This is a genomic window from Desulfosporosinus sp. I2 (genome assembly GCF_000960765.1).
In the GTDB taxonomy this organism is placed as follows: domain Bacteria; phylum Bacillota; class Desulfitobacteriia; order Desulfitobacteriales; family Desulfitobacteriaceae; genus Desulfosporosinus.
This window is the reverse complement of the sequence record NZ_JYNH01000029.1, coordinates 1-18516: the sequence shown is the minus strand read 5'-3', so window position 1 is coordinate 18516 and position 18516 is coordinate 1. Positions and strand designations below refer to the sequence as shown.

General features: G+C 41.7%; 19 protein-coding genes and 1 tRNA gene. 18 read left to right on the top strand and 2 right to left on the bottom strand.

Annotation, left to right across the window (positions count from 1 at the left end):
• Positions 1-373: 373 nt before the first annotated feature.
• Both UF75_RS09200 and UF75_RS09195 read left to right on the top strand, forming a co-directional pair.
• Complete coding sequence (locus UF75_RS09200; RefSeq protein ID WP_045574308.1) at positions 374-1075, top strand: DUF554 domain-containing protein; 702 nt, start codon at positions 374-376, stop codon at positions 1073-1075.
• A gap of 38 nt (positions 1076-1113) precedes the next feature.
• Positions 1114-1617: a DUF4446 family protein gene (locus UF75_RS09195; RefSeq protein ID WP_242860178.1), complete on the top strand. Its 504-nt coding sequence runs from the start codon at positions 1114-1116 to the stop codon at positions 1615-1617.
• A gap of 4 nt (positions 1618-1621) precedes the next feature.
• On the opposite strand, the gene yyaC is transcribed toward UF75_RS09195, so the two are convergent.
• The gene (gene yyaC / locus UF75_RS09190) at positions 1622-2191 is read right to left on the bottom strand and encodes a spore protease YyaC (RefSeq protein ID WP_045574307.1); all 570 of its coding nucleotides are present in this window, start codon (positions 2189-2191) and stop codon (positions 1622-1624) included.
• 123 nt (positions 2192-2314) lie between these two features.
• Between yyaC and UF75_RS09185 the strand changes: the two genes are divergently transcribed.
• From UF75_RS09185 to UF75_RS09140, 10 genes are all read left to right on the top strand, one after another.
• Positions 2315-3349, top strand: a complete 1035-nt coding sequence (locus tag UF75_RS09185; RefSeq protein ID WP_045574306.1) for a membrane protein — start codon at positions 2315-2317, stop codon at positions 3347-3349.
• A gap of 227 nt (positions 3350-3576) precedes the next feature.
• Complete coding sequence (selB, locus tag UF75_RS09180; RefSeq protein ID WP_045574305.1) at positions 3577-5472, top strand: selenocysteine-specific translation elongation factor; 1896 nt, start codon at positions 3577-3579, stop codon at positions 5470-5472.
• A gap of 249 nt (positions 5473-5721) precedes the next feature.
• Positions 5722-6885, top strand: coding sequence for an ABC transporter substrate-binding protein (locus UF75_RS09175; protein WP_045574329.1), 1164 nt, complete (start codon positions 5722-5724; stop codon positions 6883-6885).
• 235 nt (positions 6886-7120) lie between these two features.
• Positions 7121-8311 carry an ABC transporter substrate-binding protein gene (locus tag UF75_RS09170; protein WP_242860177.1) on the top strand — a complete coding sequence of 397 codons (1191 nt, stop codon included), beginning with the start codon at positions 7121-7123 and terminating at the stop codon, positions 8309-8311.
• A gap of 129 nt (positions 8312-8440) precedes the next feature.
• Positions 8441-9331 carry a branched-chain amino acid ABC transporter permease gene (locus tag UF75_RS09165; RefSeq protein ID WP_045574304.1) on the top strand — a complete coding sequence of 297 codons (891 nt, stop codon included), beginning with the start codon at positions 8441-8443 and terminating at the stop codon, positions 9329-9331.
• Positions 9332-9340: 9 nt separating this feature from the next.
• Positions 9341-10294, top strand: a complete 954-nt coding sequence (locus UF75_RS09160) for a branched-chain amino acid ABC transporter permease (protein ID WP_045574327.1) — start codon at positions 9341-9343, stop codon at positions 10292-10294.
• On the top strand, positions 10275-11042 hold the full coding sequence (locus tag UF75_RS09155; protein ID WP_045574303.1) for an ABC transporter ATP-binding protein: 768 nt from the start codon (positions 10275-10277) through the stop codon (positions 11040-11042). The genes UF75_RS09160 and UF75_RS09155 overlap by 20 nt, the downstream gene beginning before the upstream one ends.
• On the top strand, positions 11042-11746 hold the full coding sequence (locus UF75_RS09150; protein WP_045574302.1) for an ABC transporter ATP-binding protein: 705 nt from the start codon (positions 11042-11044) through the stop codon (positions 11744-11746). The genes UF75_RS09155 and UF75_RS09150 overlap by 1 nt, the downstream gene beginning before the upstream one ends.
• A gap of 162 nt (positions 11747-11908) precedes the next feature.
• The gene (locus tag UF75_RS09145) at positions 11909-12535 is read left to right on the top strand and encodes a CBS and ACT domain-containing protein (protein ID WP_045574301.1); all 627 of its coding nucleotides are present in this window, start codon (positions 11909-11911) and stop codon (positions 12533-12535) included.
• Positions 12536-12905: 370 nt separating this feature from the next.
• A complete protein-coding gene (locus tag UF75_RS09140; RefSeq protein ID WP_045574300.1) occupies positions 12906-13337 on the top strand; it encodes a DUF2889 domain-containing protein in 432 nt (143 codons plus the stop codon).
• A 162-nt stretch (positions 13338-13499) separates the two neighbouring features.
• Here UF75_RS09140 and UF75_RS29015 read toward each other — a convergent pair whose 3' ends face one another.
• Positions 13500-13640, bottom strand: a complete 141-nt coding sequence (locus tag UF75_RS29015; RefSeq protein ID WP_197079359.1) for a hypothetical protein — start codon at positions 13638-13640, stop codon at positions 13500-13502.
• 155 nt (positions 13641-13795) lie between these two features.
• Between UF75_RS29015 and UF75_RS28125 the strand changes: the two genes are divergently transcribed.
• The 6 genes from UF75_RS28125 to ychF form a co-directional block, all read left to right on the top strand.
• Positions 13796-13893: transfer RNA gene (locus UF75_RS28125), tRNA-Sec, on the top strand.
• A 138-nt stretch (positions 13894-14031) separates the two neighbouring features.
• Positions 14032-14769: a CvpA family protein gene (locus tag UF75_RS09135; RefSeq protein WP_045574299.1), complete on the top strand. Its 738-nt coding sequence runs from the start codon at positions 14032-14034 to the stop codon at positions 14767-14769.
• Positions 14770-14865: 96 nt separating this feature from the next.
• A complete protein-coding gene (locus UF75_RS09130) occupies positions 14866-16242 on the top strand; it encodes an aminopeptidase (RefSeq protein WP_045574298.1) in 1377 nt (458 codons plus the stop codon).
• Between the two features lie 31 nt (positions 16243-16273).
• Positions 16274-17137 (top strand): mechanosensitive ion channel family protein, encoded by an 864-nt coding sequence (locus UF75_RS09125; protein ID WP_045574297.1) that lies wholly within the window; start codon positions 16274-16276, stop codon positions 17135-17137.
• Between the two features lie 27 nt (positions 17138-17164).
• Complete coding sequence (locus UF75_RS09120) at positions 17165-17365, top strand: DUF951 domain-containing protein (RefSeq protein WP_045574296.1); 201 nt, start codon at positions 17165-17167, stop codon at positions 17363-17365.
• Between the two features lie 180 nt (positions 17366-17545).
• Positions 17546-18516, top strand: a 971-nt coding sequence (ychF, locus tag UF75_RS09115; RefSeq protein WP_045574326.1) for a redox-regulated ATPase YchF, incomplete at its 3' end; no start/stop codon positions are given.

The window sequence follows — 18516 nt, the reverse complement described above, 5'->3', positions numbered from 1 at the left end:
TTAATAGACACTTCGCAAGTCTGCCAATACACAAATGCAACACTTATATGCTATGGTGCAAATTTATGTCTTTTAACTAAGGATAAAGAATTTACTAGCCTGACATAAATGTTCCACGTGGAACATTTATAGACCCTGGGCAAGTCTGCAATATAATGAATGCAACACTTGAATGCATTGGTGCAAAGTTTATGCCTTTCTTAATAAGGATAAAGAATTAACTAGTCTGACATAAATGTTCCACGTGGAACATTTATTATGGAGGTATGACCAAATTCGAAAATAATGCAAAAGGGCAATTTGCACGGAATGTTAGAGTCGTTATTACACTATTCCGAGAGCATTTAAGACCTAGGAAGGCAGGTAGTACAAGGTGTTAGGAACTATCGTTAATACACTATCTATAATAGTGGGCGGAATATTAGGGTTGCTGTTCGGGAATACTTTGCCAGATAAAATTAAAAGGACAGTAATTCAAGGAATTGGATTAGCCGTCTTACTTATTGGTGGCAGCATGGCTCTACAAACCAAAAATCCACTAGTCATAATTGCAAGTCTAGTAGTGGGGGGGATTTTAGGTGAATGGATAGACATTGAGCTACGCTTACAACATCTCGGTGAGTGGTTAGAACGAAAGTTTTCTAAAAACGGCCAAGGAGTAGGCTTTACAAAAGCATTTGTCACCGCTAGTTTAATATACTGCGTCGGGGCTATGGCAATTATGGGCTCATTAGAAAGTGGGTTAAGCGGGAATCACAACATTCTATATGCAAAATCAATGCTTGATGGAATCTCAGCCATAGTATTTGCATCCTCAATGGGAATAGGCGTTTTGGCAGCTGCCGTCCCAGTATTTTTATATCAAGGAGCTATCACATTAGCAGCAGGGCTATTACAAGGAATCCTTTCGCCGCAGGTGATTTCAGAAATGGGCGCAACGGGTGGATTGCTAATTGTAGGGATTGGAATTAACATTTTAGAAATAAAAGAGATTAAAGTGGGTAATCTATTATTAGGGATATTCGTAGCAGTGCCTATAACCCTTTTGTTCACTAATTTACATTTGGGTATGTAACCGAGAAATCAGGATAATGATCCGAGGAGGAAAATTTAGTGACAAGGATTGTAGAGTTAATGCCATTAGTTTGGTGGGGTATATTTGGAATAGGTTTAATTTTATTGGTATCCCTTTTAATAACCTTTTTACTATACCGTCGCATGAAACGGTTTGAATCAGCTTATATCTCCTTGCAAACCTTTATGTCAGGCCAACAAATGGAAGGTCTACTTAGTGAGAATAAACAAAAAGTACGTGAATTGGAGAAAAACTATGCGGAATGTCTGGCAAGACTTACCCCAATTGAATCAAAATTGCGTACAAGTGTAGGTCGGGCAGAGTTGCTTAGATTCAGAGCATTCGAAAATGTAGGAGGTGATTTAAGTTTTGCATTTGCCCTTTTAAGTCAAGAAGGAGATGGCATAGTTCTAAGTTCTATTCATAATCGTGATGAATCAAGAGTCTATGCGAAACCAGTTGCAGGAGGGCATTCTCCATATTCTCTTTCGGATGAAGAAAAAGAAGTTATAGCGAATGCTATGAATGGGACAAAGATATAATCAATTAGATGAGTCGTACTCTTGAGTAGGATTGAGATATTAGTGTGCAAATTGTTTCAGACATCCGCCAAACAAGGTTAAGCCGAGTATTTTGAAGAACCATATATTCCATAAAGCCTCCGACGTTAACAATTCCAGTCATATGAGCTTCTCCAACTTCAGGTAATTGTTTATGAACGCCCGCACCAGGTTTTAGAGGCCCATCTGACAGGGTGATACAACCAATTGAATCTATTCGTCCCAGGCAGGCATCAACGGCGATTATAAATGGATTTGAGAAGGTCTGTTGAATACCAAGGATATTATCTGCAAGATTTGTAGCATGTACAGGATCATCTAACGTCCCATAAACGTGAAGCATAGGCAGATGTTGTCGCAGTAATTGAGTTCCTATTAAAGGACCTAAGGCATCCCCGGTTGACCGATCCGTTCCTATACACAGTATTATGGAAGGGCGTTTGTGAGCAGATATAAAAAGATCAGTCAGACGAGTTTCAAGTTTTGCCTTGGCGGGATAGTCGTCAACGTGTGCTTTGATTTTTTGCGGTTCAGTTAGCATTGAAAATAAACTCACAAGAAACCCCCTAACTATTAATGACTTAATTAGTTTTTAGTATTAATATTTCCCAAATACCACCTTTTTTATGCATCAAATTCCTATGCTAGCCATAAGCATGATGGCGAGGAGGGAGTTAGAATGCAATGGAAAACAACATTCCAGGTTGCTGCTACATACGTGGGAGCAGTCATGGGGGCCGGATTTGCCTCTGGACAAGAAATTCAGCAATTTTTTGTTAGGTTTGGTCACTGGGGTTTGGTTGGAATAGTTCTAAGTTCTATTTTGTTTTCACTCATAGGGTGGGGTACGTTGGATCTACAAGAGAGATGGAAAGTTTCATCTTATAATGAGTTTTTTAACCACCTGTTCGGTTTTAAGTTTGGACGGTGGGCGGATAGGTTGGTTAGCATCTTACTGTTTGTAGGAATGGTTGCTATGATATCAGGCAGTGGAGCATTATTTAATGAATATTTCGGGTTTTCTAGATGGCTAGGAATTTCACTGACGTGTTTTGTCATTGCTTTAGCCCTATGGTATCGTGGTGAAGGGGTTTTGTGGATCAACTCTGTCCTAATACCCGTAAAGTTTATCTTTTGCTTTGGGATTACAGCAGCATCGATTTTCTTAATTTCCGCTGGGGACAATGAGCATGTTACGTCGATGATGCCACATCCCATCATTAAAAATTGGATCCTGTCGGCAGTTCTTTATGTATCCTTAAATGCGACGTTAGCAATGGTAGTTTTTGCTTCGCTCGGGCGTGAAATTCAGAAGAAAGGAGCACGTCTGGGCGCTCTTTTAGGGGGAGTTGCCCTTGGTCTATTTGCCTTTGCAATAGGCACTTCATTATTACGATTTCCGGATATATGGGTTCTGGAAATTCCAATGGTTGCTATTGCAGGTAAGCTGGGGGAATGGCCAGCGTTTTTCTACGTGGTTGTTCTTTGGTTAGCGATGATCACAGCCGCAGTGGGAAATGGTTTTAGTCTTGTCAGCCGAGTCGTCGATTCAGGTAAATTAAGTTATGGACCTACAACTCTTGGCTTATTAGTCATTCTTTTACCATTATCAGGCGTAAAATTTTCACAAATTGTACAACTGGTCTATCCCTTATTTGGCTATTTAGGACTTGTCTTAATACCAACAATTCTGTATTACTGGCGAAGAAGTTAAAAGCTACTAAAGTCGGATTATATCGGGTTAAATTCGTGAGCGTTGAAATATCAGAAAGTGCATTACACATCAGTGAAGTACTTATACTAAGTTGATAAAGGGTTGTCTATTTATTTAGAAAATAAAACGTATAGAAAACAGAACAGGCTTTAATCCCAAGGAAAGTTTAAGTATATGGGGTTGACTAACCAGATTCTGGTCAAACCACGTTAGTAAGGGGAACTAAAATGGCTGTAAGACACTATTTAATTGGCACTGCAGGGCATGTGGATCATGGTAAAACTCAACTCATTCGAGCATTATCTGGTATAGAGACTGATAGATTGAAAGAAGAGAAACAGCGGGGTATCTCTATTGAACTAGGATTTGCCCACATGACGTTACCCAGTGGGCGAGAAGTAGGAATTGTCGATGTACCAGGGCATGAACGGTTTGTGCGACAGATGTTGGCCGGGGCTAGCGGAATGGACGTAGTACTGCTCGTGATTGCTGCCGATGAAGGGATAATGCCACAGACCCAAGAGCATATTGATATTTTGACATTACTAGGAATACCTAGAGGAATTGTAGTGTTAAACAAGGCGGATCTAGTAGATCAAGATTGGCTTGAACTTATGGAAGAAGAAGTACGTGAAGGATTAAAGGAGACGGCATTTGGTAATGCCAAAATATGTCGAGTTTCTTCACTAACGGGGGAAGGAATTGAAGTTCTACGTCAGTCAATTGATGAGCTACTTTCAGACGTAGAAGGTAAAAAAGCATTTGGCCCAGTCCGAATGCCACTTGATCGAGTATTCAGCATACAGGGGTTTGGTACAGTTGTAACTGGAACACTTCATAGTGGGACAGTAGAACTGGGGCAGGAGTTGGCAATTGAGCCAAGCCATATCTTCGCAAAAGTTCGATCAATACAAGTTTATAACAACAAGGCATCTTCAGCAGGTGCAGGGCAAAGAGTAGCCGTCAATCTTGCAGGGGTGGATGTTTCGGAGGTTGAGCGAGGCTCAGTATTGGTGTCGGCAAAGGCCTTTAAAGTGGGGAAAATTTTAGATTTAAAGGTTACAAACCTCCCTTCTGCAGAGAAGCCCTTGATTCAACGGCAAAGAGTACGGTTTCATCTTGGTACAACGGAGATCCTTGGAAGATTGCATCTTTTGGATCAAGAGGAACTGGCTCCAGGCAAGGAAGGGTTTGCACAAATTCTCTTAGAAAGAGGCGTGTTGGCTGCCCCCGGAGATCGCTTTGTGTTGAGGTTCTATTCTCCACCTCATACAATTGCAGGTGGGAAGGTACTCGGAGTAGCAGACTTTAAAGAAAAGCGTTTTAAGGAAAACGTATTAGCCCAAATGAGAATTAAAGACGAAGGAGATCCACTCGACCTTTTAGAAAGAGAGATGGACGAACCTCGAAGTAGAGCGGATTTAGCGAATCGTTTACATGTGAACGAGCAAGAATTGAAGGAAAGTCTAGAATCTCTGGTGGAATTAAAGCGAGTAGAAGTATGGCTAGAAGATGATAACCCTCTCTATTGGGGAACTGTAGCAGCCATGGAATGGCGTTCAAAGTTAATTGATGTAGTCAAAAAACACGAAGAAACCAATCCTTTGCGTGGCGGAATTAGTAGAGAAGAACTAAAAACAAGACTGGGACTTAATTGGACACATCGGCACTGGCAAACAATTCTAGAGCTGGGAAGCGTACGTGGCTTTTATCGTGTTATTGGCAGTAAAGTTCAAACTATTGAAGGGGTAGTAATCCCCCCCAATATTAGAAAAAATTTGGATGCCTTACGCAAAAGGTGGGATAGTAATAAACTCATGCCTCCAGATCTTTCTACGACTGCAGAAGAATGTGGAATTAGAAAAACTGAAGGATTAGAGTATGCTCAATATTTGTGTGAAATTAAGGAATGGGTACATATTGAACAATTTTATTTTAACCATAATGATCTAAAACAAGCTGAAGATAGTTTAATTGAATATTTGAGTACTCATAACGACGTAGGAGTAGCTGACGTACGAGAATTGTGGGGAGTCTCACGAAAGTATGCGGTCCCTTTACTTGAATATTTCGATAACCAAAAGATCACACGACGGATTGGTGATAAAAGGAAATTGTACTGATTAGGCTTATATTACACAGAATTTAATAATTGACACAATGGTGTAACAGTTATAAAATAAGTAATCATAAAACGAGGTTATTTTAATGTCTGTATTATAACTGTTACGTCGGGGTCAAGCTGGCATGAATGCCGGGATTTTTTAGTTTTTGGGTAGTTTGTTTTGTATAAACGGAGGTGTCATTGATAGCAAAGTGCTAATCTTTATATGGGAAAAATAGATTTACTTAAAAAAGATGGGGGTTTAGCGATGAGAAGAAGTAAAATATTAGTAGGTATTGCTGTATTAATGTTAGGTCTAGTTTCAGGTTGTGGAAGTACTTCAGCACCGAAAGAGTCGGCAGAGATAAAAATAGGTGGTAACTTAGAGTTATCGGGTGGAGTAGCAACCTATGGACAATCAGTTTTAAACTCTGTCAACTTAGCGTTTGATGATCAGAACAAAAAGGGTGGAGTTCTTGGCGGTAAACAACTGAAATTTATTACTGCCGATAATAAGTCAGAAGCTGGAGAATCAACTTCGGCGATCACCAAACTCATTACGCAAGATAAAGTTGTTGCAGTTCTTGGAGCAGTAACCAGTTCAAACACAAAAGCTGCAGTGCCAGTTTCTGCAGACAACAAAATTCCTCTGATCACGCCAACGGCTACGAATTCAGAAGTTACCGTTAATAAAGATGGTTCACTTAACAAATGGGTCTTCAGAAGTTGCTTTCTAGATCCTTTCCAAGGTAAAGTCGCTGCAAATTTCGTAATGAACACCCTCAAGCTCAAGAAGGCTGCTATATTTATCGATCAGAAAGATGATTATTCTAAAGGTTTGGCAGCGGAATTCAAAAAGGTCCTTGAAGGCGCTGGTGGGACTATTACCGAAACTGCACAATATGTCGGCGGAGACAAAGATTTTAAATCTACGTTAACTCGTATCAAAGCAAGCAATCCAGAAATCGTATTTGTCCCGGGTTATTACAATGAAGTGGGATTAATTATAAAGCAAGCTCGAGAATTGGGCATTCAAGTTCCCTTTGTCGGTGGAGATGGATGGGATTCTGCCAAATTGCCAGAGTTAGCAGGTCCTGCAAACCTTAATGGAACCTATTTCGTCAATCACATGTGGGCAGACGATCCGGCTACAAAGCCTTTTGTAGAGGCTTATAAAGCCAAATACAACGCTGAGCCAGATGCCTTAGCAGCTCTAGGTTATGATGCTGCTAAAATGCTCATTGCTGCTATTGAAAAGGCCGGCAGTACTGATGCTAATAAACTAAGGGACGCTTTGGAAAACACTAAAGATTTTAGTGGGGTAACAGGAACCATCACCGTAGATCCTGCAACTCACAATCCAGTCAAGAGTGCGGTCATTCTTCAAATGGTTGATGGTAAAAAGACATTGCTGACACATGTTAATCCATAATTAGAAATAATCAGAAAATGGGGCAATTGTTACTTCAGAAGGTATTGACTAAAACAAGCACAAAAGCTAAGATAGGCATAGAGTCAAATTAAGGAATTTCCAGGTAGTTTTAATAAGTTGAGAAGCCTCAGTCACTACATTATTGCGATGACTGGGGCTTTAATAAAAAAAGAGAGGGTGTATAGAAGCATAAAAAACTAGTAATTGTATTTAGACTAAAGAAGGAGGAGAGAGAGTGAAAAAATTACACAAGGTCTTATCACTCGGGATGATTGCGTTATTAAGTGCAACAATGGCTGTGGGGTGTGGAGCCCAAAAGAGCGCTACAAGTAGTAGCAGCGGTAGTGGGGAAATTAAGATTGGTGGTAATCTAGAGCTTACTGGTGGAACCGCTATGTTTGGTCAAGCGGCTCAGAATGCCATCAACTTAGCCTTTGAGCAAATCAATGCTAAAGGTGGGGTTCTTGGAGGGAAAAAATTAGTTCTAATTGCTGCAGACAATAAGTCAGACGCAGGGGAATCCACTTCCGCAGTTACGAAGTTAGTTGCACAGGATAAGGTTGTTGCCGTTATCGGATCAATGACAAGTTCTGTCACTCTGGCTGCTGTGCCAGTGGTAACGGATAATAAAATCCCTATGATTTCACCTAGTGGAACAAACGCTAAGGTAACCATGGATCCCGCTTCAGGAGTGCGCCCTTATGTCTTCCGTGCATGCTTTATTGACCCATTCCAAGGTCAAGTTGGAGCTAACTTTGCTCTTAATACCCTAAAAGCTAAAACAGCAGCCGTGCTTATTGACCAAAAAAGTGATTATTCAAAAGGTCTAGCTGATGCTTTTGTTACGAATTTTACTAAAGGAAATGGACAAGTTGTCGGAACAGAGCAATATGTTGCTGGTAGCGACAAGGATTTCAGATCTATTCTAACGAGAATAAAAGCTAAAAATCCAGATATGGTATGGTTGCCAGGCTATTACCAAGAAGTAGGACTCATTGTAAAGCAAGCTCGTGAATTAGGCATGAAAATGCCGTTTATGGGTGGAGATGGATGGGATGATCCTCAACTGTTTAATATTGGAGGCGCTGAGGCGCTGAACAACACGTTCTATTGTGATCATGTTGCAACGGATGACCCGGGCATGGCTACGTTTGTTAAAGACTATAAAGCTAAATTCAATAGTGAACCGAATGCTATGGCGGCTCTGGGTTATGATGCAGCAAATCTTATCGCTAAAGCCATCGAAGATGGTAAAAGCGCAGAACCAGAAAAAATCCGTGCTGCTTTGGAGGGTATGAAAGGGTTTAAAGGCGTTGGTGGGGAAATCACCATTGATCCTAAAACACATAACCCTGAGAAGAGTGCTGTGATCAAGGAAAATAAAAACGGTAAACCTACGTTTTTAACTCGCGTTGCACCTAAGTGATAAAGTTCGTATCTATGGGGCCTAATCTTAGGCATAGCGAATAGTTCCGTAAACATAAAGAGGGAGGGGACGGTTTCATCCTCTCTCTTCTACTTTGGAAAGGTTTCGCAGAAAAGGGAGTGAAATTTTTTGGATAGTATCTCGACCCAGATATTTCAGCAAATTATTAACGGCTTATCTTTAGGGAGTATCTACGCGCTCATCGCCTTGGGCTACACGATGGTCTACGGGATCATCAAACTAATTAATTTTGCACATGGAGACGTAATGATGGTGGGAGCCTATTCCGGTTGGTTTGCCGTAACAGTCTTACACTTGCCTTTTTTGCCTGCACTACTTTTTTCGATGATTTCTTGTGCTCTATTAGGAGTTTTGATTGAACGAATCGCGTACAAGCCTTTGCGAAATGCCTCCCGGATCGCAGCGTTGATTACTGCAATCGGGGTTTCGTTATTCTTAGAGTATGGGGGTATGATAGTCGTTACCGCCCAAGTGCGTACCTATCCTCCCGTTTTCCCGGATACTAGGTATATTTTAGGCGGTGTCTACTTTAAATATGGAGATATTGTGATGCTATTAACCGCTGTTGTGCTAATGGCTCTCTTGCACTTCACTGTTCAATATACGAAAGTGGGCAAAGCCATGCGTGCTGTATCCTATGATAAAGATGCTGCATTACTGATGGGAATAAACACTAATAATATTATATCCTTTACGTTTGCAATTGGTTCAGCCTTAGCGGCTGCAGCGGGCGTACTGATGGGTGTCTACTTCAATACCATCGACCCTTTAATGGGGATTATACCTGGGTTGAAGGCATTCGTAGCCGCCGTGCTCGGAGGTATAGGAATTATTCCTGGCGCAATGGTTGGTGGATTAATGTTAGGTTTGGTCGAATCAATTGTGAGCGGTTTAGGGGCCTCAACTTGGCGCGATGCCGTTGCTTTTCTCATCTTGATTCTCGTGCTTATAATTAAACCGAGCGGGCTTTTTGGTAAAAACGTCCGTGAGAAAGTGTAGGTGAGTAAAATGCGCAACTGGTTCAACCGCAAAAATATTGTTGCACTCTTGGGGATTGTTCTTTTATATGCAGTTGTACAAGGGCTGATCGTGTTTGATATTATGCCTCCTTTCTATAAGCTAACCTTAATCCTCATTTGTATTTATATTATCCTCTCCACGAGTTTGAATTTAATTAATGGAATCACGGGTCAGTTTTCGATCGGACATGCGGGTTTTATGGCTGTAGGTGCGTATGTTTCGGCGATGGTAACCGCTATCATGCATGGTCCGTTGCTTTTGGGAATTTTGACTGGGGCAGTTGTGGCGGCTTTGGGAGGGCTTTTAGTTGGACTTCCTACGCTTCGCCTTAAAGGAGACTATCTTGCGATAGCAACCCTAGGATTCGGGGAAATCGTCCGCATTGTCTTCTTAAATATGGAATTAGTAGGCGGGGCAGCAGGATTTACCCTGCCAAGTAAGATTACCTGGACATGGGCTTTTCTATTAATGGTGTTTAGTGTGGTGATAATTAAAAACTTTGTTGGTTCAACGCATGGCAGGGCCTGTATTGCAATTCGCGAAAATGAAATTGCGGCAGAATCAATGGGAGTTAATACTACAAAATACAAAGTCATGGCTTTTACAATCGGAGCCTTTTTTGCTGGACTTGCTGGAGCGATTTATGCGAATTATATGTATATCATTCAACCCGGGACGTTTAGCTTTCTGAAGTCCTTTGATATTCTGGTCATGGTTGTCCTGGGTGGACTAGGAAGCATAACTGGAGGTATCGTAGGAGCGGTTGTTTATACTCTGATTTCAGCTCTTTTAGCAGGTATTCCCGAATGGCGTTTAGTTATTACCGCAGTGTTTTTAGTCGTACTCATGATTTTTAGGCCGACAGGAATAATGGGAACAAAAGAATTTACTTTAGGTTTCCTAGGAAAGAAGGGTGATAAAAATGCCACTTCTAAAAATTGAAAATCTCTCTAAATCTTTTGGAGGTTTGAAAGCGGTTTCAAATTTAGATATTGAGATTAATCAAGGGGAACTGATCGGTCTGATTGGCCCTAACGGAGCTGGAAAAACCACAGTTTTTAATTTACTCACAGGGGTGTATGAAAAGACTGAAGGCACCATGACGTTTATGGACAAAAACGTGAGCGGACTTAAACCGTATCAAGTCACTCTGCGGGGAATGGCGCGCACGTTTCAGAATATTCGGTTGTTTAGCGATTTGAGCGTTATTGACAATGTTAAAGTCGCCTATCATCAAAGAACTTCTTATAGCACGTTCAGTGCGCTCTTTAGGTTCCCGAGCTATTATTCTGGCGAAGCGGAAATGCAGCGCAAAGCCATGGAGTTGCTTAAAATATTTAATCTCGATGACAAGGCAGAAGAGACCGCGAAAAATCTGCCTTATGGAGAACAACGCCGCTTGGAGATTGCTCGTGCCCTAGCAACAGACCCCCAACTTTTATTGCTCGATGAACCAGCTGCAGGTATGAATCCCCAGGAAACCCATGATCTAATGAATCTTATTCGCTGGATAAGGGAAAAGTTCAAGCTTACAATTCTGTTAATTGAACATGATATGTCCTTAGTAATGGGGGTCTGTGAGCGCATCTATGTTTTAGATTATGGTATGATTATTGCTCAAGGTGCACCAGATGAAATTAAAAGCAACCCCAAAGTCATTGAGGCTTATTTAGGGGAGGAGGTTGTCTGATGCTTGTACTTGAAGATGTTAACGTATACTACGGTGCAATTCATGCTCTTAAAGGAATCTCCTTTGAGGTTAACCAGGGAGAGATTGTAACTCTCATTGGCTCAAATGGTGCAGGAAAAAGTACAAGTTTAAAGACGATCTCTGGATTGTTGCGCCCGAAAACGGGTAAATTAACCTTTAATGGAGAGAATCTAGCCACCGTAGCTCCCCAATCCATTGTGGCAAAAGGGATATCACATGTGCCGGAAGGTCGGCGTGTCTTTGCTAATATGACGGTTATCGAAAACTTAGAACTTGGAGCCTATTTACGGAAGGATAAAGCGGGTATCAAAGAAGCTATTAAACATGTTTATAGTTTGTTCCCGCGTCTTGAGGAACGTAAGAGTCAAATCTCAGGTACCTTGTCTGGAGGAGAACAGCAAATGCTTGCTATGGGGCGGGCGCTTATGTCCAAACCTCAACTTCTTCTTTTAGATGAACCTTCAATGGGATTAGCTCCCATTTTAGTTAAACAGATCTTCTCAATTATCAAGGAAATTAATGCAAGTGGGACAACTATTTTGCTAGTTGAACAGAATGCGCATATGGCTCTATCAATCGCGAACCGGGCCTACGTATTAGAAACAGGAAAGATTGTTCTTTCTGGAGATTCAAAACAATTAGCGGCAAGTGAAGAAGTTCGAAAGGCCTATTTAGGGGGCTAAGCATATAGATACTGTAAATAGAGAAACATAGGTTTCTCCAACAAGTTTTTAAATTTGGTTTTTCGAACGACATTAAAGGCAACTAAGCAATGCCGGCTTCAATAGCTTAGTGCCAAACAAGCAGACATTTGGCCGAGCTAAAAGGAGAAAGGGGCTATCAAGATGTATGTTCGACAATTTATGACAACTCAGGTTTTTACAGTGACCCCAGAAGAGTCGATTGCTGATACCATGGCACTTATGAGAGAGAAAAAGATTAGCCGTATGCCAGTCGTGGAAAAAGGCAAACTTGTCGGGTTTGTCACAGATGGGGATCTCCGAGAGGTCTCTCCTTCTCCCGCGACAACGCTAAGCATTTTTGAACTTAATTATCTAATTGCCAAAACTCCAATTCGTGAAGTAGGGTTTAAAAAGGTTGTGACCTGTCATCCTGACACGAAGATCGAAGATGCAGCCTTATTAATGAAAGATCATAAAATTGGGGGATTGCCCGTCGTAGATAATGATAAAGTGGTTGGAATTATCACGGGCTCGGATATATTAGATGCCTTTTTAGATATTATGGGTTTCCTCAGTCCAGGGCAACGAGTGATGATCGAAACAAAGAACGAAGCTGGGGTCATGCTGGACCTGGCACTTTCTGCTAAAGAGTATGATGTCAATATCGGAAGTTTAGCGGTTTACCATCTAAGAGATAATAAAGTTCAAATCCTCGCTCGTCTCCAAGGTGAACGTGTAGCTGAGGTTGAAGCATCGATTGAGAAAAAGGGGTACCGTGTATTAAAGTGAATTTGGTCAATGAAAAGTAACATTGAGAAAGACCTGAATGATAATTCATTCAGGTCTTTCTTTATACTAGTCAGAAAGTATAACTTCGTTATATACTGCAAGAAGGCTAATACGTGCGAAGACAGTGTCTTCGTCTGGAAGCATAAGGGCAACTAAGGCGGCCGCCTTCGCCAAGGCTAACTAGAAGGCTAATTCGTGCGAAGACAGTGTCTTCGCTCCGCTAAGCTAACACGTGCGAAGACAGTGTCTGCGAGAAGGTTAATTCGCGCGAAGACAGTGTCTTCGTGGGCGCCAGCCAAGTTTTCTTTATTCCCCAATTGAGATATAATTGAAGCTAGAATTAGTTATGTGCAAAAATGAGGTGAAAGAAATGTATCTTTTTAATCGATCAATATCCGTAAATGTCCGGTTAGAAGATAAGGAAACGTTAAGAGTAGAGGGATTTTTTTTAGATACTCATCATGAACTCTGTCTGTCAATCAAAGTAGACTTGGAGAGCAACACTATTACTTCTGCTGACGGTGAGCTTCGGCGTGTTCCGCATACCGACTGTGCATACACTAAAGATCGAATTAAAAAACTAATTGGTACTAATCTGAACCGAAGTGTCCGAAGGCAAATACAAGCGGCGGTGGGACTAAAAGAAGGCTGTACACACTTGACAGATTTAGCCTTAGAATGTGTTAAAGCATTAATGCAAGCCAGATATCAGTTAATGAATCTCACCATGAGAGAGGAAGAAGTAAATAAGATGGTTGAACAGTTTTTAGAAGGAAGTTGCCAGCACTATAAAGCTATATAGAGGCTCCTTTATAAAGACTTGTTGTTCGACTATCGAAAGTATAAGTTTCTGGTAAGGCCCGTAATAAGCGGCCGCTGGCTAAGGATGTCCGAACCAGAACTCGAACAGGATGTTCTAGACTAGAGGATCGCCAGGATGGCTAGGTGACGTGAAGGATTTACTTTATGATTGTTCGGAAGTGGCGTAAGCAATTAAAATAGTTTCATGACCTTGGGTAGTCGAATTAATTTTTGATTCAAGGGCCTGTACTTCTTTAAGTTGATCACTGGTCAAATTTGAGAATTTGACATTGGAGCGTTCCATCCTAAGTCTCCTTTCTGGGAATGAGCCCAATTATTTATACCATTAATAATGTGTACAATTTTCTTGGCAACTATTCGCTACGTATAGAACATTATGATATTTTGGGACTAGAACTTCACTAATAAGCATAAATGTGTTAAGATTGTTGATAGTATGGGGATGGATAGTGGCTGGTGCTGCTCCCGGACTTCAAATCCGCGTGTCGGGACGCAGAACGTTCCGAGGTGTGTTCGATTCGCACGCATCCCCGCCAACCGATTGGGCTATAGTTTATGATGGGACGGCAGCAAGACGCTGCCTTTTTTGATTTCTTATAAGTCCTGAGTGAGCAGGATTATCGATGATAATAATCGAATATGTTTAGGAACTGAAGCTAGGAAGAGGGGGCACCATGAATCTTATAGATGTTCTAATTCTTGGGTTTATTTTATTAGGGGCTCTGCGCGGTTATCAAAAGGGTTTACTGTCAAGCATTGTCAACTTCCTTAGTGGAATAGCAGGATTCCTGATTGCTGTCTGGAAATATAAGGATGCACTTAGTTGGGTGCAACAATATTTTCCCCTTCAGCAATGGTTAGAGCCTATAGTTTATCGCGCAGTTCTACCAGCGATTCAATCCAAGTCAAATACACTTGAAGAGCGGTTTTTAGGAACGATTTTAGGATCGTTGCCTCCAGAATTACGCAGTTTCTTTTCTTCGCAGAATCTTTCAAGTTTACCCATACCACAAACAATTGAACAATTGGGGCACCGTCTAGCGGGGGTACTCACAGAGCGTCTTTTAAATTTAATTGCTTTTGGCGTTGTCTTCTATACAGTGGTAGTTCTAATTCAACTCATAGTTGCAATTTTACTTCGTCCATTTGGCAGTTGGAGCGGGTCTCTAAATCGTGGAGGAGGCCTTGTGTTCGGAGGATTAAGTTCTTTGATTGGATTATCTGTTTTAGCGGGTTTGTTTTTCCCGTTATTGCATTTAGGTGTCGGTGGAAGCTTTAATGTGCTGATTCAGAATTCTACCTTTTACCCATATTTAGTAGAGATTTTTGATGTCCTGGATCGAGTATTATCGGCACAACTTCGTCAGAACCTACTTGATCCATTATCCTTGGAAAAAGGAAATTGGTTTTAGCACATAATTAAAACTTAGAAGAAGAAAACTATATAGACTTGTAGAAGCAACGATTGAGGCGATTAATAACGATCAGGGTAGGGAAGGTGCGTTGTTATGGGGACTAAGAAATTAAAATCAGCTTGGGATCACTATAGTCTATCCGAAAATGAAGGCTTAGCCATGAGAGACTATATTTCTTTTCTTAGTGAGGGAAAAACAGAACGTGAATCGTGGCAGATTCTTGAAGGATGGGCTAAAAACGCAGGGTTTCAACGACTCGATGAGACCACAAGTTTTAAGGCTGGTCAAAAAGTCAGGCTTTCGGTGAGGGGAAAAGCGGGGATTTTTGCGATTGCAGGACTCCGTCCATTGGGAGAGGGTTTTCGATTAGTTGCGGCTCATATTGATGCTCCTAGATTAGATCTTAAACAACGTCCACTTTATGAAGAAGAAGGCTTGGCATTTTTTAAAACTCATTATTACGGAGGGATTAAGAAATATCAATGGACAGCTCTGCCCCTAGCACTTCATGGGGTCGTCTTTTTACGTGATGGAGCCAAAATCGAAATTGTGATTGGAGAAGATGACAAGGATCCTATTTTGACCATTCCGGATTTGCTTCCCCATTTAGCCAAAGAACAAAATGACAAAAAATTACGCGAGGCAATAACTGGAGAGGGCTTAAATATATTGCTGGGACATAAACCGTCTCCTGGGGAGGGAGATGAGCGTGTCAAATCATCAATTCTCGATATTCTGAAGGAACGATATGGGATAGAAGAGGATGACTTTGTCAGTGCAGAGTTAGAAATTGTTCCAGCGGGAAAGGCGCGTTTTGCTGGCTTAGACCGGAGCTTTATTGCCGGGTACGGGCAAGATGACCGAGTCTGTGCCTATGCAGCTTGGAAAGCAATTGAGGAACTTGAACAACCTGAATGGACGACGATTGTTCTTTTATCGGATAAAGAGGAAATAGGGAGCGAATCTAACACGGGTATGAAAGCCCGCTACTTAGAGAATTTTATTGCGGAGCTTATCAACCTGCAAAACGGAAGCTACGATGGCCTATTGGTTCGTCGGGCGCTGGCCAAGAGTAAAGCTCTTTCAGCGGACGTTGCTGCAGGCTTTGATCCAAATTATTCGGAGGTGATGGATAAACGGAATGCCGCCTTTTTGGGACGTGGTATCGTGATTAGTAAATACACGGGTTCTGGAGGAAAGTATGGATCTAATGATGCTAATCCGGAATTTGTAGCAGAAATACGTCAAATTTTCGACGAGGCTAAGATAGATTGGCAAACGGCGGAATTAGGAAAAGTTGACCAAGGTGGCGGTGGTACAATCGCTCAATACATGGCCGTTTATGGAATGGAAGTTTTGGACTGCGGTGTAGGAGTCCTAAGCATGCATGCTCCATGGGAGACCATCTCTGTGATAGATTTGGTCATGATGATCAGAGCGTATCACGCATTTCTAACGTATAAAAAGTGATAAGTAGAATCAGCAAAGGACGACTAAAGATATGAATGTCGCATGGATTCAGGAGAAAATAGGAGATTATGACTGGCAGGAATTAGGGGCTACGGTGTTTAACACGGTGTTATATATTGTGCTAATTCTCATCGTAGCACGATTGGCCTATGGATTTTTGATTTATACATTTAGACGTTTACTGGTAGAGAGAAAAGGGAGACACCTTCTGGATGAGCGAAAAGCGAATACGATATTTTCACTTCTTCGAAGTATTTCTTTTTATATGATTACGTTTACAGTCGTGTTGCACAGTCTTAAACATCTTTTTAATTTTGATACAGGGACATTGTTGGCTTCGGCAAGTGTTTTGGGAGTGGCTCTGGGATTTGGTTCACAAAGCTTAGTTAAAGATGTGATTGGGGGTTTCTTTATTCTTTTTGAGGATCAGTTCTCGGTTGGGGAATATGTGAAGGCTGGTGAATTTTCTGGAACTGTGGAAGAGACCGGAATTAGAGCAACACACCTCAGAGATTGGGGCGGAGAACTTCATATAATCCCCAATGGCAGTATCAGCGCCGTCACTAATTTCAGTCGTGGCAAAATGAGAGCTTTGGTGGATATTCAGATGCCTTATGGAGAAGACCTTGATCGTGCTATGGAAGTAATGCATTCTGTTTGTGAGAGAGTTAGTGAAGAATTCGGGGATAAGATTATTGACGCACCCACTGTTCAGGGGGTAATTGAATTCGGAGAAAGAACTGCTATCCTGCGTGTTATTGCTTATACCCAACCCAATGAGCAATGGAGCTTAGAGCGAGAACTGCGCCGTCAAATACATAGGGAGTTTTTGAAAGAAGGAATTCGCACGCCTAACTTACATGGTATTATTATGGCGGATTCCGTGGAGCGCTAGACCAATGAGGAACAAGGGAGGAAGCCGATGATTCCATTGAATGTAGGGGATATTGTTCGTCTTCGTAAACCACATCCTTGTGGAAGTATAGATTGGAAAGTAATGCGAACGGGTATGGATTTTCGAATCCAGTGTTTAGGCTGTCAACATCAAGCCTGGATCCCTAGGGTCAAACTTGAACGAAATTTAAAAGAGATTTTACAGCGGGTGGAAGATAATCTGGATTAATGGCTTAAAATCACTTATAATCGTTGAGGTAGCTTTTGATCGAGTCGAGTTTAAGATTGCAATAATACGTTTAAAACTTGGAAAAGATATTTGTTGACGAAGTTATACTTTCTGGCTGGTACAAAAAACTTGAAAGGATAAGGTTAAGGTTTGTCCAAGTTTTCTTAACTAGGTAACGATATGACATTACATGCAGGAATTGTTGGTTTGCCAAATGTCGGTAAATCGACGCTGTTTAATGCAATTACTCAAGCAGGTGCCGAAGCGGCGAATTACCCATTTTGCACGATTGATCCGAATGTGGGTATGGTTGAAGTGCCCGATGCCCGTTTGCAAATCCTTGCTGATATGGTACATCCTAAAAAGATTGTTCCAGCAACTGTCGAGTTTGTCGATATTGCTGGTCTTGTCAAAGGTGCGAGCAAGGGAGAAGGGCTAGGCAACAAGTTTTTATCTCATATCCGTGAAGTGGACGCCATTGTGCATGTTGTGCGTTGTTTTGAAGACGAGAATGTCATCCATGTCGAGGGGGATGTCAACCCTAAAAGGGATATTGAGACTATAGATCTAGAATTGGTTTTAGCAGACATGGAGAGCGTGGAGAAGCGATCGGAACGTACGTCGAAATTATTAAAGACGGGAGATAAAAAGGCTCCTATTGAAGTGGCTCTTTTGGAGCGGTTAAAAGAGGTCTTTAATCAAGGAAAAGGTGCCCGGTCGTTGACCTATTCAGTTGAGGAACAAGAGATTCTAAAGGGGTTTTCACTTTTAACCTTGAAGCCAGTCCTCTACGTTGCCAATGTCAGTGAAAAGGGTCTTTCCTCAGCTTCAGACAATCCCTACGTCCAACAAGTTAAAAAAATAGCGTCTGAAGAGGGCGCCGAAGTTGTCGTGGTTTGCGCGCAGATTGAGGCTGAAATATCCGAACTTGAGCCAGACGAGAAAGAAGGATTTCTACAGGATTTGGGGCTTGAAGAGTCAGGGCTTGACCGCTTGATTCGGGTAGCTTTCCATTTGCTAGGGCTAATGACGTTTTTTACAGCGGGCCCACTGGAAGTTAAAGCTTGGACAATCTATCAGGGGACTAAGGCACCCCGAGCGGCTGGGACAATTCATACGGATTTCGAGCATGGCTTTATCCGGGCTGAAGT

Bases quoted from the DNA above. Each gene is read 5' to 3' on its own strand.
- UF75_RS09185 (WP_045574306.1), top strand. From the start codon at position 2,315: ATGCAATGGAAAACAACATTCCAGGTTGCTGCTACATACGTGGGAGCA.
- selB (WP_045574305.1), top strand. From the start codon at position 3,577: ATGGCTGTAAGACACTATTTAATTGGCACTGCAGGGCATGTGGATCAT.
- UF75_RS09175 (WP_045574329.1), top strand. From the start codon at position 5,722: ATGAGAAGAAGTAAAATATTAGTAGGTATTGCTGTATTAATGTTAGGT.
- UF75_RS09160 (WP_045574327.1), top strand. From the start codon at position 9,341: ATGCGCAACTGGTTCAACCGCAAAAATATTGTTGCACTCTTGGGGATT.
- UF75_RS09155 (WP_045574303.1), top strand. From the start codon at position 10,275: ATGCCACTTCTAAAAATTGAAAATCTCTCTAAATCTTTTGGAGGTTTG.
- UF75_RS09150 (WP_045574302.1), top strand. From the start codon at position 11,042: ATGCTTGTACTTGAAGATGTTAACGTATACTACGGTGCAATTCATGCT.
- UF75_RS09145 (WP_045574301.1), top strand. From the start codon at position 11,909: ATGTATGTTCGACAATTTATGACAACTCAGGTTTTTACAGTGACCCCA.
- UF75_RS09140 (WP_045574300.1), top strand. From the start codon at position 12,906: ATGTATCTTTTTAATCGATCAATATCCGTAAATGTCCGGTTAGAAGAT.
- UF75_RS29015 (WP_197079359.1), bottom strand. From the start codon at position 13,640: ATGGAACGCTCCAATGTCAAATTCTCAAATTTGACCAGTGATCAACTT.
- UF75_RS09135 (WP_045574299.1), top strand. From the start codon at position 14,032: ATGAATCTTATAGATGTTCTAATTCTTGGGTTTATTTTATTAGGGGCT.
- UF75_RS09130 (WP_045574298.1), top strand. From the start codon at position 14,866: ATGGGGACTAAGAAATTAAAATCAGCTTGGGATCACTATAGTCTATCC.
- UF75_RS09125 (WP_045574297.1), top strand. From the start codon at position 16,274: ATGAATGTCGCATGGATTCAGGAGAAAATAGGAGATTATGACTGGCAG.
- UF75_RS09120 (WP_045574296.1), top strand. From the start codon at position 17,165: ATGATTCCATTGAATGTAGGGGATATTGTTCGTCTTCGTAAACCACAT.